This is a genomic window from Streptomyces sp. NPDC054883 (assembly GCF_053610645.1).
This window is the reverse complement of sequence record NZ_JBSGYT010000065.1, coordinates 13663-37569: the sequence shown is the minus strand read 5'-3', so window position 1 is coordinate 37569 and position 23907 is coordinate 13663. Positions and strand designations below refer to the sequence as shown.

At 69.0% G+C, this 23907-nt stretch carries 15 protein-coding genes; 10 read left to right on the top strand and 5 right to left on the bottom strand.

Annotated elements, in window-relative coordinates:
- Positions 1-36 precede the first annotated feature (36 nt).
- Both ACWGH1_RS32420 and ACWGH1_RS32415 read right to left on the bottom strand, forming a co-directional pair.
- Complete coding sequence (locus tag ACWGH1_RS32420; protein ID WP_136212608.1) at positions 37-699, bottom strand: potassium channel family protein; 663 nt, start codon at positions 697-699, stop codon at positions 37-39.
- On the bottom strand, positions 696-1364 hold the full coding sequence (locus ACWGH1_RS32415; RefSeq protein ID WP_136212609.1) for a potassium channel family protein: 669 nt from the start codon (positions 1362-1364) through the stop codon (positions 696-698). Before ACWGH1_RS32415 ends, ACWGH1_RS32420 begins: the two co-directional genes overlap by 4 nt.
- 210 nt (positions 1365-1574) lie before the next feature.
- On the opposite strand from ACWGH1_RS32415, the gene ACWGH1_RS32410 reads away from it, so the two are divergent.
- The gene (locus tag ACWGH1_RS32410) at positions 1575-3623 is read left to right on the top strand and encodes an APC family permease (protein WP_453352562.1); all 2049 of its coding nucleotides are present in this window, start codon (positions 1575-1577) and stop codon (positions 3621-3623) included.
- A gap of 104 nt (positions 3624-3727) precedes the next feature.
- Positions 3728-5059 carry a class I SAM-dependent RNA methyltransferase gene (locus ACWGH1_RS32405; protein ID WP_453352563.1) on the top strand — a complete coding sequence of 444 codons (1332 nt, stop codon included), beginning with the start codon at positions 3728-3730 and terminating at the stop codon, positions 5057-5059.
- Positions 5060-5446: 387 nt separating this feature from the next.
- On the opposite strand, the gene ACWGH1_RS32400 is transcribed toward ACWGH1_RS32405, so the two are convergent.
- Complete coding sequence (locus ACWGH1_RS32400; RefSeq protein ID WP_453352564.1) at positions 5447-7132, bottom strand: DUF6119 family protein; 1686 nt, start codon at positions 7130-7132, stop codon at positions 5447-5449.
- A gap of 146 nt (positions 7133-7278) precedes the next feature.
- Between ACWGH1_RS32400 and ACWGH1_RS32395 the strand changes: the two genes are divergently transcribed.
- The 4 genes from ACWGH1_RS32395 (at position 7279) to ACWGH1_RS32380 (ending at position 15975) form a co-directional block, all read left to right on the top strand.
- On the top strand, positions 7279-9462 hold the full coding sequence (locus tag ACWGH1_RS32395; RefSeq protein ID WP_453352565.1) for an N-6 DNA methylase: 2184 nt from the start codon (positions 7279-7281) through the stop codon (positions 9460-9462).
- An 89-nt stretch (positions 9463-9551) separates the two neighbouring features.
- A complete protein-coding gene (locus ACWGH1_RS32390; protein ID WP_453352566.1) occupies positions 9552-11543 on the top strand; it encodes a type I restriction-modification system subunit M in 1992 nt (663 codons plus the stop codon).
- Entirely contained in the window at positions 11540-12787 is a 1248-nt protein-coding gene (locus ACWGH1_RS32385) for a restriction endonuclease subunit S (protein WP_453352567.1), read from the top strand. Before ACWGH1_RS32390 ends, ACWGH1_RS32385 begins: the two co-directional genes overlap by 4 nt.
- Entirely contained in the window at positions 12784-15975 is a 3192-nt protein-coding gene (locus ACWGH1_RS32380; protein ID WP_453352568.1) for a type I restriction endonuclease subunit R, read from the top strand. Before ACWGH1_RS32385 ends, ACWGH1_RS32380 begins: the two co-directional genes overlap by 4 nt.
- A 60-nt stretch (positions 15976-16035) precedes the next feature.
- On the opposite strand, the gene ACWGH1_RS32375 is transcribed toward ACWGH1_RS32380, so the two are convergent.
- Complete coding sequence (locus ACWGH1_RS32375) at positions 16036-16248, bottom strand: DUF397 domain-containing protein (RefSeq protein ID WP_453353097.1); 213 nt, start codon at positions 16246-16248, stop codon at positions 16036-16038.
- Positions 16245-17174 (bottom strand): helix-turn-helix domain-containing protein, encoded by a 930-nt coding sequence (locus ACWGH1_RS32370; RefSeq protein WP_453353099.1) that lies wholly within the window; start codon positions 17172-17174, stop codon positions 16245-16247. Before ACWGH1_RS32370 ends, ACWGH1_RS32375 begins: the two co-directional genes overlap by 4 nt.
- 35 nt (positions 17175-17209) lie before the next feature.
- Between ACWGH1_RS32370 and ACWGH1_RS32365 the strand changes: the two genes are divergently transcribed.
- The 4 genes from ACWGH1_RS32365 (at position 17210) to ACWGH1_RS32350 (ending at position 23849) form a co-directional block, all read left to right on the top strand.
- A complete protein-coding gene (locus ACWGH1_RS32365) occupies positions 17210-17710 on the top strand; it encodes an ATP-binding protein (RefSeq protein ID WP_453353096.1) in 501 nt (166 codons plus the stop codon).
- Positions 17711-17873: 163 nt separating this feature from the next.
- The gene (locus ACWGH1_RS32360) at positions 17874-19415 is read left to right on the top strand and encodes a protein kinase domain-containing protein (protein WP_453353098.1); all 1542 of its coding nucleotides are present in this window, start codon (positions 17874-17876) and stop codon (positions 19413-19415) included.
- Between the two features lie 77 nt (positions 19416-19492).
- A complete protein-coding gene (locus tag ACWGH1_RS32355; RefSeq protein WP_453353095.1) occupies positions 19493-21691 on the top strand; it encodes an AIPR family protein in 2199 nt (732 codons plus the stop codon).
- Between the two features lie 25 nt (positions 21692-21716).
- On the top strand, positions 21717-23849 hold the full coding sequence (locus tag ACWGH1_RS32350; protein ID WP_453353094.1) for a UvrD-helicase domain-containing protein: 2133 nt from the start codon (positions 21717-21719) through the stop codon (positions 23847-23849).
- Positions 23850-23907: the final 58 nt, after the last annotated feature.

Genomic DNA, 23907 nt, shown 5'->3' with positions numbered 1-23907 from the left:
CGATGTGGTCGGCGGCCCCTCCGCGTGCGTACCGCCTCAGTGACGGGCCTGGAGGAGTTCCTCCAGCTGCTCCTCGCGGGCCTGGGCGGCCACGAAGAGGAGCTCGTCGCCCGGCTCCAGGGTCTCCTCGCCGTGCGGGGTGAGCACCCGGTTGCCCCGGATGATGGTGACCAGCGAGGTGTCCTCGGGCCAGCTGATCTCGCTGATCTGCGTGCCCGCGACCGAGGAGTCCGGCGGCAGGGTCAGCTCGACCAGGTTGGCGTCGCCGTGGCTGAAGCGCAGCAGCCGCACCAGGTCACCGACGCTGACGGCCTCCTCGACCAGGGCCGACATCAGGCGGGGCGTGGAGACGGCGACGTCGACGCCCCAGGACTCGTTGAAGAGCCACTCGTTCTTCGGGTTGTTGACCCGCGCCACGACCCTGGGCACCCCGTACTCGGTCTTGGCGAGCAGTGAGACGACCAGGTTGACCTTGTCGTCACCGGTGGCGGCGATGACCACGTTGCAGCGCTGGAGCGCGGCCTCGTCCAGCGAGGTGATCTCGCAGGCGTCGGCCAGCAGCCACTCGGCCTGCGGCACCCGCTCGACCGAGATGGCGGTCGGTGCCTTGTCGACGAGCAGCACCTCGTGGCCGTTCTCCAGCAGCTCGCCCGCGATGGAGCGGCCGACGGCGCCGGCTCCGGCGATCGCGACCCTCATGCGTGTGCCTCCTCGGGCCCCTGGGCGAAGACCGCCTCAACCTTCTCGATCTCGTCCGTGCGCATCATCACGTGGACCAGGTCGCCCTCCTGGAGGACCGTCTGCGACGTCGGCAGCATGGCCTCGCCCAGCCGGGTGAGGAACGCCACGCGGACGCCGGTCTCCTCCTGGAGCGTGCTGACCTTGTGCCCGATCCAGGAGGCCGAGGTGTGCACCTCGGCGAGCTGAACCCCGCCGCTCGGGTCGCGCCACAGCGGCTCCGCGCCCGAGGGCAGCAGCCGGCGCAGCATCTGGTCGGCGGTCCACCGCACGGTCGCCACCGTGGGGATGCCCAGGCGCTGGTAGACCTCGGCGCGCTTGGGGTCGTAGATCCGGGCGGCGACGTTCTCGACGCCGAACATCTCACGGGCCACCCGGGCCGCGATGATGTTGGAATTGTCACCGCTGCTGACGGCGGCGAAGGCGCCCGCCTCCTCGATGCCGGCCTCCCGCAGCGTGTCCTGATCGAAGCCGACCCCGGTCACGCGGCGGCCGCCGAACGATGCCCCCAGTCGACGGAATGCGGTGGGGTCCTGGTCGACGACTGCGACCGTATGACCCTGCTGTTCCAGGGTCTGCGCGAGGGCGGAGCCCACCCTTCCGCAGCCCATGATGACGATGTGCACGGCCGTCCTTCCGGCTGACAGCGGCTCGCTGGTTCCCAGCCTCATTGCATGCTCTGGCTAAACAGGTTCTCAGACCTTGGCCCAAGCTACACACGGGTGGTCACCAGTGTGACCATTTGGGGTGCGGGCGGGGGCTCATTGGAGCTTCATTGCCCGCGAATAGGGGCGGGGGGTTCGTCAGCCGGTTTTCGAACGCTTACGATCCTTGGCGTGTCCAAACTGACCGACGTGCCCAAACGGATCCTGATCGGCCGGGCGCTCCGCAGCGACCGCCTCGGAGAAACGCTCCTCCCCAAGCGGATCGCCCTACCCGTCTTCGCCTCAGACCCGCTGTCCTCGGTGGCCTACGCCCCCGGCGAGGTCCTGCTGGTCCTGTCGATCGCGGGCGTGTCGGCGTACCACTTCAGCCCATGGATCGCGCTGGCGGTCGTGGTGCTGATGTTCACCGTGGTCGCGTCCTACCGGCAGAACGTCCACGCCTACCCGAGCGGCGGCGGTGACTACGAGGTCGCGAACACGAACCTCGGGCCCAAGGCCGGTCTCACCGTGGCGAGCGCGCTGCTGGTCGACTACGTACTGACCGTCGCCGTATCGATCGCCTCCGGAGTGGAGAATCTCGGCTCCGCCGTCCCCTTCGTCGTCGAGCACAAAGTGCTCTGCGCGATCGGGATGATCTTGCTCCTCACGCTGATGAATCTGCGCGGCATGAAGGAATCGGGGCGACTGTTCGCGATTCCCACCTATGTCTTCGTCGCGGGCGTATTCATCATGATCGCGTGGGGGGCCTGGCGGGGCATCGTCCTCGACGAGACCATGAAGGCGCCCACCGCGGATTTCGAGATCAAGGCGGAGCACCAGGGCCTGGCCGGTTTCGCGCTGGTCTTCCTGCTGCTGCGCGCCTTCTCCTCGGGCTGTGCCGCACTGACCGGCGTCGAGGCGATCAGCAACGGCGTGCCGGCGTTCCGCAAGCCCAAGAGCAAGAACGCCGCGACCACCCTCGCCCTGATGGGCGCGCTGGCCGTGACGATGTTCTGCGGAATCATCGCCCTGGCGATGGCGACCGACGTGAGGATGGCCGAGAAGCCCGCGACGGATCTGCTCCACAACGGCGTGGCGGTCGGACCGGACTACGTGCAGAACCCGGTGATCTCCCAGGTCGCCGAAGCGGTCTTCGGCGACGGCAGCTTCCTGTTCGTCCTGCTCGCCGCCGCCACCGCGCTCGTCCTGTTCCTGGCCGCCAACACGGCCTACAACGGCTTCCCGCTGCTGGGCTCGATCCTCGCCCAGGACCGCTATCTGCCCCGTCAGCTGCACACCCGCGGCGACCGGCTCGCCTTCTCCAACGGCATCGTGCTGCTCGCGGGCGCCGCCGTCCTGCTGATCTGGATCTACGGCGCGGACTCGACCAAGCTGATCCAGCTCTACATCGTCGGCGTCTTCGTCTCCTTCACCCTCAGCCAGACCGGCATGGTCCGGCACTGGAACCGGCACCTGAGGGCCGAGAAGGACCAGGCCGTGCGGCGCCGGATGTTCCGCTCCCGCGCGATCAACGCCTTCGGCGCCTTCTTCACCGGCCTGGTGCTGGTCGTGGTCCTCGCCACCAAGTTCACCCACGGGGCCTGGGTCGCCCTGCTGGGGATGTTGATCTTCTACGGCACGATGACCGCCATCCGCAAGCACTACGACCGCGTCGCCGACGAGATCGCCGCCGACGAGGGGCCGAGCGACGACAGCGTGCGGCCCTCGCGGGTCCACTCGATCGTGCTGGTCTCCAAGGTGCACAAGCCCACGCTGCGCGCCCTGGCCTTCGCCAAGCTGACCCGCTCGGACACCCTGGAGGCGCTCAGCATCAGCGTCGACCCGGCCGAGACCAAGGCGCTCAAGGCGGAGTGGGAGCGGCGCGGCATCAACGTACCGCTCAAGATCCTGGACTCCCCGTACCGCGAGATCACCCGGCCGGTGGTGGAGTACGTCAAGGGCCTGCGCAGCGAGAACCCGCGCGACGCGGTCAGCGTCTACATCCCCGAGTACGTCGTCGGCCGCTGGTACGAGCACCTGCTGCACAACCAGAGCGCACTGCGGCTCAAGGGCCGGCTGCTGTTCACGCCCGGTGTGATGGTCACCTCGGTGCCCTACCAGCTGGAGTCCTCGGAGCTCGCGAAGCGGCGGGCGAAGAAGCGGCAGGAGTGGAACGCCCCCGGCGCCGTGCGCCGCGGACCGGTGGACACCCCGCGGCCGAAGGACCGCGCGGGGAAGTAGCCGCCGGAAGGCTGGACGGTTGGTGAAGGGCCGGACGGGATCCACGTAAACTGGTGGGTCGGTCGTCCGGCCGTTCCCATTTTATGTTTTGGAGTCTCCCCACCATGACCGAGCAGATCGAGAAGCAGTCACTGGTCGGGGAGGAGTACGAGGTCGAGGTCGGCCCCGTCGCGCACGGCGGCCACTGCATCGCCCGCACGTCCGAGGGCCGCGTCCTGTTCGTCCGCCACACCCTGCCCGGCGAGAAGGTCGTCGCCCGGGTCACGGAGGGCGACGTCGACTCCCGCTTCCTGCGCGCGGACGCGGTCACCGTCCTGGAGGCCTCCAAGGACCGGGTCGAGGCGCCGTGCAAGTACGCCGGTCCCGGCAAGTGCGGCGGCTGCGACTGGCAGCACGCCAAGCCGGGCGCCCAGCGCCGGCTCAAGGGCGAGGTCGTCGCCGAGCAGCTCAAGCGGCTCGCGGGGCTGACCCCGGAGGAGGCCGGCTGGGACGGCACGGTCATGCCGGCCGAGGGCGACAAGCTGCCGGCCGGGCAGGTCCCGCAGTGGCGCACCCGGGTCCAGTTCGCGATCGACGAGGACGGCAACGCCGGCCTGCGCAAGCACCGCTCGCACGACATCGAGCTGATCGACCACTGCATGATCGCGGCCGTCGGGGTCGAGGAACTCGGCATCGAGAAGCAGGACTGGCCGCAGATGGAGACGGTGGAGGCCATCGCCGCCTCCGGCTCCGGCGACCGCCAGGTCGTCCTCACCCCGCGCCCGGGCGGCCGACTGCCGCTGGTCGAGCTGGACAAGCCCGTCTCGGTGCTGCGCGTGGAGGAGAAGGACGGCGGGGTCCACCGGGTCCACGGCCGCCCCTTCGTGCGCGAGCGCGCCGACGGCCGTACGTACCGCGTCGGCATGGGCGGCTTCTGGCAGGTCCACCCGCAGGCCGCGGACACCCTGATCAAGGCCGTCATGCAGGGGCTGATGCCGCGCAAGGGCGAGATGGCGCTCGACCTCTACTGCGGCGTCGGCATCTTCGCGGGCGCGCTGGCGGAGCGGCTCGGCGAGACGGGCGCGGTGCTGGGGATCGAGTCCGGCAAGCGTGCGGTGGAGGACGCCCGGCACAACCTGGCGGACTTCCCCCGGGTCCGCATCGAGCAGGGCAAGGTCGACCAGGCCCTCCCGAAGACCGGCATCACCGAGTGCGACCTGGTCGTCCTGGACCCGCCTCGCGCGGGCGCCGGCAAGCAGACGGTCCGCCACATCGCGGGCCTCTCCGCCCGCCGCATCGCCTACGTCGCCTGCGACCCGGCGGCCCTGGCCCGCGACCTGGCGTACTTCGCGGACAACGGCTACAAGGTCCGCACGCTCCGCGTCTTCGACCTCTTCCCGATGACCCACCACGTGGAGTGCGTGGCGATCCTGGAGCCGATCCGCGACGCGGACTGACCTGGGGTTTCTCCGAGTGTGCATTACGGGCGTCACGTGCTTGAGGTGCGACATCTTGACGCACGTCCGACGCACGTGACGCACGTTTGACGCATGGACAGCTCCGACCCTGATGGGTCGTCATGTGCAGTCCGAGGCTGCGGGTCGGGGCGCTCGCCCGTGTGGAGGTGGCCCCCGAGATGAGGTGGGGGGCCGATTGCCACGCAGTTGGTCGGCCCCGCCTCCTCGCTTCTCGGTTGTGACGTCCGTGATGCAGGCCGGGTTTCGGGCAGATGTCGTCTCTAGGGATTCCACTGCCCAAGGGATGCCTTTGCGAGCGATCTTCCTGACGGAAGGGTGCGAAGGGGACCATGCACGGCATGAAGGTCTGGCCTTCGCGGACGCGAATCAGGCGCTGGTGTCCACGGACGGAATGCCGACCACAGACACGTCGATGCCCTGGGCGCGCAGCGCACAGGCTGCCTGCAGCAGGGACACCTGGGCGAAGGTGAACAGGTTCGCCGTCGTGAGGGCCTTGCCGCCCTTGAGCGAGATGGCGTAGACGACGTTCCTCGGGGTGAAGTCCTCGCCGACAGGGTGCCCCGGGTGCCTTTCTCGCACGCGCCGGGCGAACTCGGCGCGTGCCTCCGCGTCGAAGCGGAGGGCGTCGGCGGAGACCCTGCCCTGGGCGAAGAGATGGCTCAGCGGCGCCGAGGAGGCGGCCCTCTTTACGTGGATCAGGGTCCCGTCTTCGGCGAGCAGGTCCGCGGCCTCGAAACCGTGCGGGTGCTGGGCGGTCCTGATCAGCCGACGATCCAGGCAGAGGTAACCGTGCTTCGCTGCCTCCAGGTTGTACTCCTCCTCCGTCGCGAAGTCGGCCGTCCAGGCCGGCAACGGACAGCTGGCCGGTGCGGTGAGCAGGGTGTCGACCTCGCTCCTGATGCCCTCCAGATATTGGTCTCCGATCTCAAACCAGCGCCCCTCGTGGTGAAAGTACCGGCTGGCGTCGAACGGGATCTCGGCCGTGATCCACTTGTGGGCCTTCACCTGGGCACTCACCGGGTCGGTGCCCTCCTCGTCCCGGTGCATCTGTATGTAGCCCGCGGACAGGGCTTCGATGCGCCTGCCGGGCGGGATGCCGTCGAGCAGCTCGAGGATGTCGTCGATCACCGGAGAGGGTATGAGGCGGCGGACGGGTCCGACCTTCACCATGTAGGAGAGTGCGGCGTCCTCCTGGTCGAGGCAGGCCGCAGGGACGGCCAGAGCAAGCGATCCGGTGTCCGCCGAGGCGCCCAGCAGATCGTCGAGACGGGCCTCAAGGACGCTGCGTCGCGGATCTCCGCTCTTGAGCGGCCGCACACGGGCGATGGCCTCGAATTCCGGTGCGGGAGACCGGCGGGCAAGGATCGCCTGGACCTGCGTGAGGTCGTGGACCAGGTCCTGGGGTTGCGCACCGAGATGGATCTTCAGGGCGTCCGTACCGGCCACCTGGGCCGTTCGCCGGCTGTTTTTCCCGATCGTGAGCTCCGTCGAGCTCAGGGTGCCGACCAGCCGGCTCACCACCTCTCCGTACTCCTCTATGGGGAACGCGCGGATGTGCTGGCCCTGGGCTGCCGAGCTTCGGTCCGTGCGGCCTCTGGCGTCCATCAGGCTGTGCGTGACCTGGCGGATGGCGTCGGGCTGCGCCGCGCGCAGGACGAAGTCGAAGCCGAAGCCGGGGGAGATCCGGCTCTGGTCGAGCAGCAGGTGCCCCATGCCGAAGGTGAGGGCGAAGACGTCGTCGGCGACGGGGAGGAGCAGGACGCACGCCGAGGTGCGGTTCTCCACGGGCGGCTTCCGCCCGGTGAGGGTGTGCACGGCGGAGGTCCAGTCGGGCGGCCGGTGGTGGCCGATCACACCGTGGCAGAGGAGCGCGGGGGCGTCCCCGACCGTCACATCCTCCACGTCGAAGGAGTGATCGCGCTCATACCTGGCGTTGAGTGCTGCCCGCAGGTCCGCGGGAGACGTGCCGGTGTCCCGGAGCAGGTAGAGGGTGCTGCGCCGAGTCTTGGGGGCGGTGGCAGGGCTGTGGCTGATGGCCGAGCCGAGCGGCATGGGGACTCCCGGGGTGGTGAGGCGGGGCCGTGGTGTTAACGACACTCAGTAGATGCGCTCGTGAAAGCACTGTCAAACGCAAATTCACGCTCGGGTCGTGGTGTAGAGTGTGAACTGCCCGCCCAGAGGAGAGGTGTCGCCCGGTCATGCCCGAGACAACAGCCCACGTGACAGCCGCGGAGATCTCCCGCATCGCCGGCGTCACCCGGGCCACCGTCAGCAACTGGCGCCGACGGCACGCCGACTTCCCCCATCCGTCCGGTGGCACCGACACCAGTCCGCTCTACGACCTCGGAGCGGTCCAGGCATGGCTCGGCGCGCGCGGTCACACGCAGGTCGCCGACCCCCGGGAGGAGCTGCGCACCGCGGTCCGCTTCCGGGCCTCCGACCCGGACAGGACGACCGGCCGCATCGGCTTCGTCCTCACGCTCGCCCGCCGCTCCCCCGACGAGACGGCGGCGCTCGCCGACCTCACGGACACCGAGCTCGTCGCTCGCGCCGCTGAAGAGGTCGCCGAGCTCCTGGCCTCGCTCCCCGGCGCGACGCCCGCGAGTCCCCTGTTCTCCGCGTCCGACAGCATCACACTGCGCGCGCTCCTTCGCTGCGTACGCGAGGAAGGCGGCCCGGCCGCGCTCGCGGTGCTCGCGGAAAGGGAACTGGAGGACACCGCCGCGACCGGCGTCTACGGGACTCCCGAACCTTTGGCGCAGCTGGTCGCGGCATTGCTCCCCGCCGGAGTCACGCGGGTGCTGGACCCGGCCTGCGGAAGCGGCGCACTCCTGGCGGCCGCCGCCGGGCGCGGCGCCACCACTCTCCTCGGCCAGGACTCCGTACCCGTACAGGCCCAGCGCGCCGCGGTCGGGCTGAGCCTCGCCGCGCCACGGGCCGAGGTCACCGTACGCATAGGGGACAGCCTGCGCGCGGACGCGTTCGACGGCCTGACGGCGGACGCGGTGGTCTGCAACCCGCCGTACGGAGATCGCGACTGGGGCCACGACGAGCTCGCCTACGACCCGCGCTGGGCGTACGGCGTGCCGGGCCGGTCCGAATCCGAGCTCGCCTGGGTGCAGCACTGTCTCGCCCACCTCGCGCCGGGCGGCTGGGCGGTGCTGATCCTGCCGCCCGCCACTGCCTCCCGCCCCTCCGGGCGCCGGGTGCGGGCGGAGCTGGTGCGCGGCGGCGCCGTGCGGGCCGTGCTCGGCCTCCCGGCCGGGGCTGCGCCGCCACTGCACGTGGGCTTGCAGCTGTGGGTACTGCAACGGCCCGAGCCGGGCGGCCCGGAGCGGAAGTCGGTGCTGTTCGTCGACACGGCCGGGTCGCCCGCGTCGGGTGCTGGGGAACAGACGACGGGCTCGCCGCGTACGGGTTCCTCCCGTGCCGCGATCGACTGGGCCGGCCTGACGGCCCGGACGCTCGCCCAGTGGGATGCCTTCACCGCCGACCCGGACGGGTTCGCGGCCGAGCCCGGCACCGCACGTGCGGTGCCGGTCGTGGACCTCCTGGACGAGCTCGTCGACCTCACGCCGGCCCGCCAGGTCCGCATCTCCCGCACGGATGTCGACCCCGCCGAGCTGTCCACGCGAACGGAGACGGGCCGCCGCGAGCTGACAGAAGCCGCCCGCTCCCTCCTCGACGCGGCGGACCTCACGGGCTGGACCGCACCCGAACCCGGCGGCCCGGCCCGGGAATGGCGTACGGCCACCGCTTCCGACCTCGCCCGGGGCGGGGCGCTGACCCTGCTCCGTACCGTGCCGGACGCCAAGGGACCGGAACCGGAGAGGGCAGCCTCCGCGGCGGCGCCGGTCCTCACGGGAGCGGACATCGCGCGCGGGACGGGCCCGACCGGCGACCCGGCGGAACTCCGTTCGGCGGCTCCCGCGCCCGTGATCGCCGTCGGCGACGTCCTCGTACGCGGGATCGCGGGCGGTACCGGGCCGATGGCCCGAGTGGCGGACGAGGGGGACGCGGGGGCGCTCCTCGGCCCCCAGGTCCATCTCCTGCGCCCAGACCCGGCCCGCCTGGACTCCTGGTTCCTGGCCGGATTCGTCGGCTCGGCGGAGAACGTCGCGGGGGCCTCCACCGGCAGCACCGTCCTGCACGTGGCTCCGGGCCGGCTACGGGTCCCGTTGCTGCCACTGGACGAGCAGCGCCGCTACGGCGAGGCCTTCCGGCACGTCCACGACCTGCGTGCGCGGGCACGGCAGGCCGCGCGCCTCGCGGAGGAGACGGCGGCCCTGCTGACCGGCGGCCTCACGGGCGGGGCGCTGCTCCCGGTCACGGCCACGGCCCCGGCGCTGGCTGGGGCCTCGGCCGATACCGAACCGGCCTGAACCACACGTGTACTTCTCGACCATCCACCACACTTGTCCGCACCCGCTTCCCTTGGGCGGGACGGTCCGGAAGGAAACCGGGGAACCCCTTGAACAGCAGTAAGCACACGGAACTGGCGAACCACGCCTGGTCCGTCGCCGACCTCCTGCGCGGCGACTACAAGCAGTCCGACTACGGCAAGGTCATCCTGCCGTTCACGGTGCTGCGCCGCCTGGAATGCGTCCTGGAGCCGACCCGGGAGCAGGTCGCGGAGACCGCGGCCCTGTACGAGGGCCAGGACATCGACCCGGACCACTGGCTGCGCAAGGCGTCGGGCCACTCCTTCTACAACAGGAGCGGCCTGACACTCAAGAAGATCGCGGGTGACCCGCAGAGTGCGGCGGAGAACCTCCAGAAGTACGTGCGCGCTTTCTCGGACAACGCCCGTGAGGTTCTCGAAAAGTACGAGTTCGCACAGCAGATCAAGCGGCTGGACGATGCCGACCTGCTCTACCAGGTCATCGGCAAGTTCACCGACCTGGACCTGCACCCCGCGGTCGTGTCCAACCACAACATGGGCTACATCTTCGAGGAGCTGATCCGCCGCTTCGCGGAGCAGTCCAACGAGACGGCGGGTGAGCACTTCACCCCCCGCGAGGTCATCAAGCTCATGGTCAACCTGTTGATCGCGCCGGACGGCGACGCGCTTCAGGTGCCGGGCGTGGTGCGTACGGTCATGGACCCGGCATGCGGCACCGGCGGCATGCTGTCTGCGGCCGAGGACCACATCAGGGCCCTGAACCCGGATGCCACTGTGGAGGTGTACGGCCAGGAGCTCAACCCCGAGTCCTGGGCCATCTGCCGGTCCGACCTGATGATCAAGGGGCAGGACCCGGAGCACATCGCGTTCGGCAACTCCTTCAGCGACCCTGCTCACCGCCGTGAGAAGTTCGACTACCTCCTGGCCAACCCGCCGTTCGGCGTGGAGTGGAAGAAGGTCAAGGACGAGGTCGAGTACGAGCACGAGCACATGGGCGAGGCCGGCCGCTTCGCCGCGGGCCTGCCGCGCATCAACGACGGCTCGCTCCTCTTCCTCCAGCACATGATCTCGATGATGAAGCCGGTGGACGCCAAAGGAGGTGGCGGCTCCCGCATCGCCATCGTCTTCAACGGCTCCCCGCTCTTCACCGGCGCGGCCGGCTCGGGCGAGTCCGAGATCCGACGTTGGATCCTGGAGAACGACTGGCTGGAGGCGGTCGTTGCTCTCCCGGACCAGCTCTTCTACAACACCGGCATCTCGACGTACTTCTGGATCCTCACCAACCGCAAGTCCCCGGACCACAAGGGCAAGGTCGTCCTGCTGGACGCGCGCGACCAGTTCCAGAAGATGCGCAAGTCGCTCGGCGACAAGCGCAAGGAACTGGGCAAGCAGCACATCGCGGACGTGACGCGTCTGTACGGGGAAGCCATCCAGGCCGCGGCGGATCCGGACCACGAGCTCCACGCCAAGGTCAAGGTCTTCGACAACGAGGCCTTCGGCTACCAGCGCATCACGGTCGAGCGTCCGCTGAAACTCCGCTTCGAGGTCACGGAGGAGACGTTGACGGCCCTGGCGGCCGCGAAGCCGGTCCAGAAGCTGGCGGAGGCGGAGGCGTTCGTGGCCGCTGTGCGCACGCTGCTGGGTTCGTCGTGGGCCAAGAAGTCCGACGCGCTGGTGGCCCTGAAGGACGCGGTGGTCGCGGCCGGTCTGCTGTGGCCGACGGGCTCCCCCTTCGCCAAGGCGCTGCGGGACGCGGTGGGCGTCCGCGATCCCGAGGGCGAGGTGCAGAAGATCAAGGGTGAGCCGGAACCCGACGCGGAGCTGCGCGACTACGAGAACGTCCCGCTGGGCGAGGATGTCGAGGAGTACCTGAAGCGCGAGGTCCACCCGCACGTCCCCGACGCGTGGATCGACCACACGAAGACGAAGATCGGCTACGAGATCCCGGTCACCAGGCACTTCTACGCCTACGAGCCGCCGAGGCCGCTGACGGTGATTGACGCGGAGCTAAAGGCGCTGGAGGCGGAGATTCAGGCACTGCTGGGGGAGGTGACGGAATGAGTTCCTCACTTGCTTCGCGGGGCACTGTTCGTATTAAGTCCGTTGCTACCAAGATCGGAAGCGGCAAGACGCCTACTGGGGGGGCGGCGAGTTACGTCGAAGAGGGAGTTATCTTTCTGCGCAGCCAGAACATTCACTTTGGTGGCTTGCGGTTGGATAATGTTGCCCACATTAGTCACGAGACTGATCGGGGCATGAGTGGGACTCGAGTTAGGGGCGGCGACGTACTGCTGAATATTACCGGCGCTTCGCTCGGTCGAGTAGCTCTCGCGCCGCATGACTTGGGTGGCGCGAATGTGAACCAGCATGTGTGCATCATTCGCCCGATGCCAAATGTTGACCCCGGCTACTTGGCGTACGCTTTGGAGTCGAGAACCGGTCAGGATCAGATCTTTTCGCTCCAGGTAGGCGGAAATCGCGAAGGCCTCAACTTTGAACAAGTCGGGAATCTTCGCATTCCGGCGGCCCTACAGGAAGATCAGCAGAGAGTCGCTAGGTTTCTCGACATCGAGACCGGTAAGATTGAGAGCTTGCTCTCCAAGAAGCGTCGACTGGTTGCCCTCTTGGAGGAGCGAATCGACAGTCGCGTTCTGGAGACCGTTGGTACGAGCGCCCTAGTGCGCGGTGAAGCGGGTTCGCCCACACTGTCCCTCAGGCGCGTTCTCGTCAAGTCTGTTCGACCCCCGGTATCTGGTGTCGATGTCATTACGGCCTTCAGGGATGGGCAGGTGACAGGGCGCGGATCGCGCCGGGCCGAGGGATATACCCTTTCCGGATCGTTGGAGCCGCAAGGTCAGCATGTGCGGATCGGCGATGTGGTAATCCACGGTCTCGATGGTTTTGCGGGAGCCATTGGGGTGTCTGAATCGCATGGGAATTGCAGTCCTGTTTACCACGTATGTGCCGTACTTGGTGGCGGTGACCCCCACTACCTTGGTAGGCTTCTGAGGTTGTTGGCCCTTCAGGGGTATCTCGGGAACTTCGCGACCAGTACTCGTGAACGCGCTGTTGATTTCCGTAACTGGGACTTCTTTGGGCGCATTCCTATTCCTGAGGTATCACCGCGTGAGCAGCGCGAGATCGGATCTTGGATCACTCGGCTTCAGCCTCTTCGGGAGGCGGTCAAGCGATCTGCGGTTCTGGTGTCCGAACGTCGCCAAGCGCTCATCACCGCCGCCGTAACCGGCCAGTTCGACGTCTCCACCGCCAGCGGACGCAACGTCACGGAGGGAATCACCGCATGAGCCCCGGTCCCGTCTACAGTGAGTCCGCTTTCGGCGATGCCATAGTCGCCGCCATGACCGCGGGCGGTTGGCGTGAGGCCAGCCCCGCCGGCTATCAGGCGGACCTTGGGCTGTACAAGGAGGAGCTGTTCGAGTTCCTCGGCGAGACCCAGGCCGAGGAGTGGTACGAGCTGTGCACCGTCTACGGTGACGCCGCCGAGGCCAAGCGCGGGTTCGCCCGCCGCCTCGACCAGGCCATCGCCAACGACGGCCTGCTCCACGTCCTCCGTAACGGTGTCAAGGACCGTGGCGTGCGGCTCCGCGTCGCCTACTTCAAGCCAAACCTGGTCGCCGACGACTCCGTCCTGGACGGCTACCGCGCCAACCGCCTCACCGTCGTCCGCGAGTTGGTCTACGCGACCAAGCAGCTCGACTGGGGCCACAAGCTCGACCTGACCCTGTTCCTTAATGGCATTCCCGTCGCCACCGCCGAGCTCAAGAACCCGCTCACCGGCCAGGGCGTCGAGCGCGCCATGAGCCAGTACCGCACCGACCGCGACCCCACCGAGCTGATCTTCACCCGCCGGGTCATCGCGAACTTTGCGGTAGACCCCGACCTGGTCTTCGTCGCTACCGCGCTCAAGGGCAAGAACACCCGCTTCCTCCCCTTCAACACCGGCTCCGAAGGCCCCGGCCGCCCCGGCGGCGCCGGCAACCCCGTCCCCACGGCCTTCGGCCAGTACTCGACCTCCTACCTCTGGGAGCAGGTCTGGGAGCGGGAGAACTGGCTGGACCTCCTCCAGCGCTTCGTCCACCAGCAGAAGTCCAAGACCCCCGGCGGCGGAACCACCCGCACCACGATCTTCCCGCGCTACCACCAGTGGGACGTGGTCAAGAAGCTGACCGCCCACGCCGCCACCCACGGCGCCGGTCAGAACTACCTGATCATGGCCTCGGCCGGGTCCGGCAAGTCCAACACCATCGGATGGCTCGTCCACCGCCTCTCCGACCTGCACGCGGACAACGACCCCCGCACGCTGAACACCGAGGCCCTGTCCGCCGGCTTCATCAAGCCCGGTGCGCCCGTCTTCGACAAGGTCATCGTCATCACCGACCGCCGGAACCTGGATGCCCAGCTCCGTGAGACGGTCGGCAGCTTCTCCCAGACCGACGGCCTCGTCGTCAAGATCGACGAGAAGCACGGCGCCAAGAGCGAGCAGCTCGCCCGCGCCCTCTCCCGCGACACCGGCAAGATCGTCACCGTCACCCTGCACTCGTTTCCCGCGCTGCTCGACTACCTCCAGCGCAACCCGACCGAGATCAAGGGCACCACCTTCGCGATCGTCATCGACGAGGCCCACTCTTCCCAGTCCGGTGACGCCGCGACCTCAGTCCGGGCTGCCCTGCGCGAACTCGGTCTGGACTCCGACTCCGACGACGCCGGCGCGACCAGCGTCACCGTCACCGACAAGCTCAAGAAGAAGGCCCTCGAACGCTCCCGGGCCGCCAACCTCTCCTACTTCGCCTTCACCGCCACCCCCAAGTCCAAGACCCTCGAACTTTTCGGCACCCCGGACCAAGTGAACGGCAAGGCCGCCTACCGCCCCTTCCACACGTACTCCATGCGCCAGGCCATCGAGGAAGGGTTCATCCTCGACCCGCTGCGCAACTACGTCACGTACAACACGTACTGGAAGCTGGTGAACCAGAACCACGACGAGCGCGAGGTCGACCCCGCCAAGGCGAACTCGCTCCTCGCCCGGTACGTACTCACCCACGACTCGACCGTCTCCCAGCACGCACAGGTGATCGTCGAGCACTTCGTCGCCCACACCCGGGGCCGACTCGGCGGGCGGGCCAAGTCCATGGTCGTGACCGCCTCCCGGCATTCCGCCGTCCAGATGGCCCGCGCCATCAAGAGCTACATCAAGGACCGCGACTACCACACCAGGTACCCGGACCTGGGTGTCCTGGTCGCCTTTTCCGGCTCCCTCACCATCGACGGCGAGGAGACCACCGAGCCGAAGGAGAACGGGGGTCTTTCCGAGACGGCCCTGCCCAAGGCCTTCGGCTACACGCGCGCCGACGACAAGGCGGTCAAGGCTGGAGCGAAGGGGCAGCAGGAGTACCGGATCCTGGTCGTCGCCGAGAAGTACCAGACCGGTTTCGACCAGCCCCTGTTGACGACCATGTACGTCAACAAGACGCTGACCGGCATCGCGGCCGTCCAGACCCTCTCACGTCTAAACCGTACCGCCGAACGCAAGGCACAGGCCGACCTCGCCGTCCTGGACTTCACCAACGAGGCCGAGGACATCAAGGACGCGTTCCGCCCGTACTTCGAGGAGGCGAACACCCTTCCCTCGGACCCCAACCTGCTCTACACCGCCCAGAGCCGGGTCATGTCCGCGCCGATCATCTCCGAAGCAGAGATGGACGAGTTCGCCGCCGCCTACTTCGAGGCGAAGGAGAAGGCCGCCGGCTCGCAGGCCAAGTGGGAGAAGCTGCACGCCGAGCTCTACCGACGGCTGTCCCCGGCCGTCACCCGCTACGAGGCCCTGCGCGACAACGACGAGGACGAGGACGAGGTCAAGACGGCCGAGGACTTCCGCGCCGACCTCATCGACTACGTACGCAAGTACGGCTTCCTCGCCCAGATCGTGCCCTACCACGATCCCGACCTGGAGCGGCTCCACCTCTACGGCCGCTACCTCCTCACCCGGCTGCGCGGGCGTACGGACGGAGGCGTGGACATCGGCGATGTGGACCTCAGCCACCTGCGTGTGCAGAAGACCGGAGAGCATGACGTCTCCCTCAGCCCGGAAGGCCCCGCGACGATGCCGGGCTTCGGCGAGGGGCCGGGCGGCGCCAAGGAGGCCGAGAAGTCGCTTCTGTCGGAGCTGATCGAGAAGTTCAACGCCAAGTTCGGTACGGAATTCACCGAGCAGGACGTCATCCGGCCCTTTGAGGAGGCCAAGGCCGACGCCAAGGTCCGGGCTGCGGCCGTCGTCAACGACGAGGACAACTTCGGCAAGGTCTTCGACAAGGTCTTCGCGGACAAGATGGCCGACCACGTCGACTCCATCGCCGGTCTCGGCCGCCAGTACTTCGGCGCCGACCGGAACTTCAAGTCCAGCCTCGACCGCAGCGCCCGCCGCGCCGCGTGGCGGATGATCCGCCGCGAAGAGGGCGTGGACGACGCTGCGTAACGCACCAGCCCGGGCCTGCGTACACCGTGGCGGTGTACGCAGGCCTCGTGCCGCGATCGGCTACGCCTGTGGCCCGCCCGCCAGTTCCACGAACCCGGCCCATGCAGCGGGGCCGACGGTCAGCATGGGTCCGTCAAGCTGTTTGGAGTCCCGGACGTGCACGATGCCGGACGCGGCGGCCACCTCGATGCATTCGCCGCCTCCGCCGCTGCTGTAGCTGCTCTTGAACCATGCCGATTCCGGCACCGTGGGTGCGGTGCGATGCACGCTCATCTCTCTCCCAGCAGTTTCTCGACGAAGGCCATCGACTCGCTCGGCGTCAGGGCCTGTGAGCGCAGGATGCCATAGCGGGCTTCCAACTCACGGACCTTGCTCGTTCCGGTGTACAGGCGACTGTCGTCCTGGACCTCGGTGTAGGCGATGCGCTGGCCGTTCGCGGCGTCGATCAGATTGAACGGCCCACCCAACCCGGCGTGGTCCTCGCGGTCGGTGGGCATGACCTGGATCTCGACGTTCCGCTCCTGGCCAACGAGAAGGATCTGTTCCAGCTGGCCGCGCAGCACCTCCCGCCCACCGATCGGCTTACGAAGCACCACTTCTTCGATGATGAAGCTCAACAGTGGAGCAGGGCGCCGACCGAAGATCTGCTGCCGTGCGAGGCGCGATTCAAGGCGTTGTTCAATGACGGCGTCGTCGAGCAGGGGCCGTTGCATCTGGAAGACCGCCCGCGCGTAGTCCTCCGTCTGAAGCAGGCCAGGGACCGCGTGCGCGGCGTACACGCACAAGGCCAGTGCCGACGCCTCCAACCGCGCCGCATCCCGGAAGAACGCCGGATACTGCGCCCGCGCCACCTCTTCCTTCAGCACTTTGAGCATGCCGCCCGCGTCCAGGACCTCGTCCGCCTTGTCGATGAACCGGGGCGGCGGGATCCGCCGCCCCTGCTCGAAGGACGCAACCGACTGCGGCGCGTATCCCACCAGCTTCCCGAACTCCGGCCGCTCCAGCCCAGCCCGTGTCCGCAGCAGCTTCAACTGCCGTCCGAACGCCGTCACCACGCCCTGACCCGGTTCGTCCTCCGTGCGCTGCCCCGCAGGCTCCCGCTCGGCCTCGTCATCGTCCCGCACCGCCGCCACCCTTCCGCGCACGTACACCGCACCGCCCGCCCGCGTACAAGCGGAACGCGACGGCGCGTCACCCATGGTCACGCTACGCCACCACGGCCCACCGTGGAGCCATGACGAGCAACCCCGGCGGTACCGGCACCCCCACCCAACCTGCCATGCCCACCCACCACTTCGAGATGCGGTTCGCCTCCACGCCCCGCGGCGCCCGCCTCGCCCGCCGGCTGTGCGCGGAGCGGCTGCACGCCTGGGGCATCCCGTACGGCACCGAGGCGCACGACGTGATCACCCTGCTCGTGGCCGAGCTCAGCGCGAACGCCGTCCAGCACGGCCGTATCCCGGGCCGGGACTTCCACGTACGGCTGACCGTGCCCGTACAGCCCCTCGCTCCCGCGCGGATCGAGGTGACCGACACCCGCGGCGAGCGGACACCGGAGCCCGCACCGCACCTCCCCGGCCCGGACCGTACCGAGGGGCGCGGCCTGCTCCTTGTCGCCGCTCTCGCCGACCGCTGGGGCTGGGGCCCGCGCCCCTGCGGGGCGCCCGGCAAGATCGTGTGGGCCGAGTGCGACCGGCGGAGTCACGACACAAGGGCGCTTCTCGGCCATATGTGACAGACCTTCCCGCCCTCCCCTGGACGGAGGATCGCCACCCCCACCACACTGGTCCCGACATGTCGGGCCGGCCGACACCACCTCGGTTCGCACGTCGGCGACAGAAACACGACGGGGCGGGGGCACGGTGCCGCAGCAGGTGATCGCCGGACGTTACGAACTCATGGAGGAGCTCAGCCACGGCGGCATGGGCGACGTCTGGCGCGGCTACGACGCCGTACTCGACCGGCCCGTCGCCGTGAAGCTCATCCGCCCCCAGGCCGTCACCTCGCCGCAGATGGCGGACGAGCTGGCCAAGCGGTTCCGGCGCGAGGCCCGGATCACGGCCCGTATCCAGCACCCCGGCGTGCCGCAGGTCTACGACGCCGTCCTCGACGACAGCCACGAGCGGTTGTTCCTCGTCATGGAGCTGGTCGAGGGCGTCCCGCTGTCCGCCTACGTGGACCCGACCCGGCCGCTGCCGGTGAGCTGGGCCGTGGCCGTGGCCGCGCAGGTGGCCACCGTGCTCTCGCACGCCCACGAGGTCCCGGTGATCCACCGGGACCTCAAGCCGGGCAACGTCCTCGTCGCCCGCGACGGGACCGTGAAGGTCCTGGACTTCGGCATCGCGGCCATCCTGCGCACCGACGCGACCAAGCTGACCGCGACCGGGAGCCCGATCGGGACGTCCCAGTACATGGCACCCGAGCAGGTCCGCGGTGGACGTGTCACCCCGCAGACGGACCTGTACGCGCTCGGATGCGTCCTGCACGAACTGCTCTGCGGGCGCGCCCTGTTCCAGGCGGACAGTGAGTTCGCGCTCATGTACCAGCACGTCAGCGCCGCCCCCACCCCGCTCCGGCACGTGCGCGCCGAGGTCCCGGCCGCGCTGGAGGAACTCGTCCTGCACCTGCTCCGCAAGGCCCCCGAGGCGAGGCCCGTCGACGTCCAGGAGGTGTACGAGCGGCTGCGGCCTTTCCTCCCGCTGGCCGGCCAGGAACCGTCGCCCGGCGAGAGCGGCCCGGCCGGAGCGCCGGACCCGACCGGGCTGTTCCGGCACCCGTACGCGCCCCGCTCCCGCCCCCGGCCGGTGGCCGCCCAGGCGCCTTCCGGGGAGCCGGCCCCCGCACCCGTCGCCGTACCGGACGGACTCAGGGCGGACATCAAGGAGGCGTACGCGCACTCCGACGCGCTCCTGGAAGAGGAGCGGTTCGCGCAGGCCGCGGAGGTGCTGAGCGAGGTCATCGGACCGGCCGCCCGCGCCCTCGGCACCGACAACCGGCAGGTCCTCGACCTGCGCACCCAGCGAGCGGCGATCCGGCTGCTGGGCGGGGACTACCGCGCCGCCCTGCCCGAGTTCAATGCGCTCGCCGACGCGTACGGGCGCATCGGGGGGCCCACGAGTGCGCGGGCCCGCGCCTGCCGTGCCCAGGCCGCCCGCTGCCGCGCCGAACTCGGTCAGGTGACGGAGGCGCTCACGGCACTGGAATCAGTGCTGGCCGTCGTCCGGTCCGTGGACAGCGATGCCAGCGAGGAAGCCCTCGAACTGCGCCGCGACATCGGCATGCTGCTGCTTGCCCAGGGACGCGCGGCTGATGCCCTGTTCGTGCTCGAACCGCTGCACGGGGACCTGAACGTCGTCTACGGGCCCGCGGACGAGCTGACAGCGGAGATCGCCGAGGCGCTGGCGCTCATACGGCTGGATCTCGACGGCCGGGCGCCCTGAACGCCATTCGGCGGGCGGTTCAGGGGCCAGCAAGGTGGTGGGGCCGGTCGGCGCCGCCAAGGGGAGGGAACAAGAGCATGAACGCACAGCAGCCCAAGGGCGGCCAGCCTGATCTCAACACCCAGGCGAGGCAGGTGGGCAACGCCCTCCAGAAGGTGTACGGCGATCTGCTGGACACCAGCGACCTGGCGGCGAAGTACTCGGGGGAGGCGTTCGAGACGCGCCGCACCTCCAGGGCGCTGGCCGCGCAGGCCGTGCGGATCGTCGCCGGGTTCAGCCCGGAGGAAGCCGCGGCCACTGTCATCGACGGGGACCTCGACCAGGGTATAGACGCGATCGCGGTGGTCGAGGGGGCCAAGCCGCATGTGTACCTCGTCCAGAGCAAGTGGAGCGCGAGGGGATACGCCAAGGGCGAGCGCGAGGCTGTACTCGAACTCCTCGCGGGCCTCAGGCTCATCGACGAGGAGAACTTCGCCCCGTTCAACCCGAGGGGCCGCAGGCTGGCCGAGTACGCCAAATCCGTCATGGACCGGGGGACCGTCCCCGTCACCCAGGTCGTGGTGATGATGCGGCCCGACATGCCCGGCGACGGCTTCATGCAGGCGATCAAGAACGGGGAGGAGGAGTTCAACCGGTACGGCGACGTCCTGGGCCACCGGATCATCCTGGCTCCCGAGATCTGGGCTTCCGTACGAGCCGACCAGGCACCCGAGCCGGTGGTCCTGACCGCCGAGCTGTTCCCCTGGTTCGGCATGGGCTCCGACGCGCTGTACGAGTCATACCAGGGAGTCGTCGACGCCGAGCAGGTCGCCGACTGGGTGGAGAAGCACGGGACGAACCTGTTCAACCTGAACATCCGCAAGCCCCTGGGCCGGACGCCCATCAACAACTCACTGATCGCCACCCTCACCGACGAGCCGGCCAACTTCTGGTACTACAACAACGGCATCACCGTGCTCTGCGATCGTGTGGAGAAGGTCGAACGGTCGGCACGTGCTCCCCACCAGAAGCCCCTGATGCTGACCCTGCACAACGCCAGCGTGGTGAACGGCGCCCAGACCGTGCGCGCAGTAGCTGAGGCGCTGCAGAAGGAAGACGCGGCGGCCGAGGCGAAGATAGGCGTACGGATCATCGTCACGCACGCGGCTCAGGAGTTCGCCAGCGCCACCACGCGCGCAACCAACCGCCAGAACAGCGTGGGCGAGCGTGACTTCGTCGCCCTCGATCCCGTACAGGGAGACATCCTGGACGAGATGCGGGCGGAACTCGGCCTGGAGTACGGGGTGCAGCGCAGCGAGGTCGACCTTCCCGAGGAGTCCGGCTGCACTGTGGTCGAGGCTGCCGTTGCCCTCGCCTGCGCCCATGCCGACAGCCAGTACGCTGCCCGGATCGCGCTCGCCCTCGACCCGCTGTGGGAGCGTGGCCCGCAAGGGGTCTATGACGTGCTGTTCCGCCCGAGGCCGGGTGTCTACCTGCTCTGGAACGCCGTCCAGGTGGTCCGGGAGGTGCGCCGCTCCCTTCTCGACCTCCGCAAACGCTATGAGGGCAGGGCTGCCGCGCTGACGGAGCACGGCACGTACCTGCTGGCCCATCTGGTCTTCCGGCTCCTCGACACCGAGGGGATGGACGAGCCCGACACCAAGCTGACCTGGGCCGGCGACGCGAAGGCGGAAACCAAGGAGATCGTCGAGCGGCTGCTGCCCGTCACCATGCAGGTCATCGACGGGCTTTCCGAGCGGCGCCCGCAGATCCGAGCCGTATGCGCCGACGTCGACCGGTGCCGAGAGGTCTCCGAACGGGTGTTGGAGGCCATGGCAGTGGGCAAGGACGGCTCCGCACCGGACACGTACCGCCGCGTCCGGCTAACCCGCAAGCGTCGCCGCCCCAACGCCGTCCAGGTCCTCGTCGACAAGCGGGTACTGCCCGAGGGCGAGCCGCTCGCCCTCAGCACGGCCTACCCGACGGAAGCCGACGCGCTCAAGGACTGGCTGGCGGAAGACCCACAGCGATCCCGGGCCACATGGACCAACCACCGTACGAAGCCCATCGTCTGGGCCCCCGACGGCAAGCAGTACTCTCCTTCCGGACTGATCACCCTCATGTGGGAGCAGGCCGCATGGGCGGAACGGCCCGTGGCCAACCAGGGCACGGCCCGCTGGGTCACCTCATCGGGGGACACCCTTGCCGATCTCGCGTGGCGGACGCTGGGCGACCTGGAGGAGCCGGACGAGTCCGACGAGCCGAGCCATCAGGATGAGGACGAGACCGACCAGTAGAACCATCGGGAGACGACTGCTCGCCATGCCCCACCTCGCCTTCGACATCGCCTTCTGCTCCCAGCTCCCCAAACTCCAGGGCGCGGTCCGCAAGGGGGTCTTCGACGCCTGGGAGAAGTTCGAGCGGCTCACCCTGGACCAGTTGTTCAAGGACCCCGGCCTAAAGCTGGAGTCACTCAAGAACGCCCGGGACCCGCACATCCGGACGATCCGCATCGACCGCGGTACCCGAGGGGTCGTGCTGGCACCCGACAGCGGGGACACGTACGTCCTGCTGCGGGTGCTGCCGCACGACGAGGCCAACGCATGGGCCGTCAAACAGAAGGCGAGCATCAACACGGTCACCCGGGCCGTCGAGATCCGCGACATCGCCGTCCTGGAAGAGCTCACCCCCGCATACGAGCGGATCGCCCCAGCCGCCGAGCAGCGGCTCTTCGCCCGGTTCTCGGACGGAGACCTCGCCGCACTCGGCATCGACGGGACGACCTTGCGGCAGGCCCGGGTCCTGACCAGTGCGGAGCAGCTGGTGGCCTTCGCGCCGTTCTTCCCCCAGGACCAGCGGGAGGTCCTGGAGTACCTGGCCGCCGGCTTCACCGTGGAGGAGGTGTGGCGCGACGTGGTCGCCGTCAACCTGGCCGCCGCCGACAGCACGGACCCCGTGAACCCCGCCGACTACGAGACCGCCATCCGGCACACCCGAACCCGCATCGCCCTGGTCACCGGATCGGACGAGCTCCGGGACATCCTGGACAAGCCCTTCGCCGCGTGGCGGGTCTTCCTGCACCCGTCCCAGCACAAGGTGGCCTACAGGGCCTCCTACTCCGGCCCGGCCCAGGTCACCGGAGGTCCTGGCACGGGCAAGACAGTCGTCGCCCTGCACCGCGTACGCCACCTGCTCGGCCACCTGCGTGACGGCGACCGCATCCTGCTCACCACCTACACCAACGCACTGGTGGCCGCCCTGCGTGCGGGCCTCGCCGAACTCGTCGACGACGGGACGCTACGGGAGCGGGTGGACATCATGACCGTTGACGCGTTCGCCGGGCGGGTGCTGTCCACCTCGCGCCGACCCCTGCGCGCCGACGAGGAACCGGCCCGTTGGCAGCAGGCCGCCCGGGCCGCGTGCTTCACCGGGAGCTCGCAGTTCCTCGCCCAGGAGTACAAGCACGTTGTCCTCGCCCAGAACCTGCGCACGTACGAGCAGTACGAAGCCGCCGAGCGTAAAGGGCGCGGCAGCGCGCTGCCCGTGGCGGCCCGGCCGCCGGTGTGGGGCGCCATCGAGGAGTTCACCGCCCGGCTGGCCTCTGACGGGCTGCGGACCTACCTGGGCACCTGCACGGAGGCCGCCGACCTGCTGGAGCGAACCGGGCCGCGCTACCGGCACGTCGTCGTCGACGAGGCCCAGGACCTGCACCCCGCCCAGTGGCGCATCCTGCGCGCCGCCGCCCCGGTGCGCCCGGACGACCTGTTCATCGCGGGCGACCCGCACCAACGGATCTACGACAGCAAGGTCTCCCTGAAGGCGATCGGGATCAAAGTCGCGGGGCGGTCGGCGAAGATGCGCAAGAACTACCGCTCCACACACGAGATCCTGAGTTGGTCCACCGCACTTCTCGTCGGGCGTCCCTTCGCGGAGCTTGAGGACGACGGCCGCCACGACACCCTGCTCGGCTACCGTTCGGCCCTTCACGGGAGTGGCCCCGAGACCCATGCGGCAGGTTCCCCGGAGGCGGAGCTGGCAGCGCTCGTCGAGCGCGTCCACGGTTGGCTTGAGGACGGCATCGCCCCCGGTGACATCGGCGTGAGCGCCCGCTTCAACCGGACCTGCGACCAGGTGACGGAGCGCCTGTCGGCGGCCGGCATCCCCGCTCAGCGACTGAGGGCGGACCGGTCGGCGCTGGCCGACGCGGTGAGCGTCGGCACCATGCACTCCTTCAAGGGGCTGGAGTATCGATGCGTCGCGGTAGTCGGTGTCCACGAAGGCGCCGTGCCGTTTCCCAAGGCGGTGACGCCCGTGGACGTCGACCGTCTCCAGCACGAGGCTGATCTGTTGGCGGAACGCTGCCTGCTGTTCGTCGCCTGCACCCGGGCCCGCGACGGCCTGTACGTGTCCTGGGCGGGAGAGCCCAGTCCGTTCCTGTTGACGACCGGAGTATGAGCCGGAATGGATAGCCGCAGCAGACAGCAAGACCCCGTCCTCGGCGTTTCCATGGCGA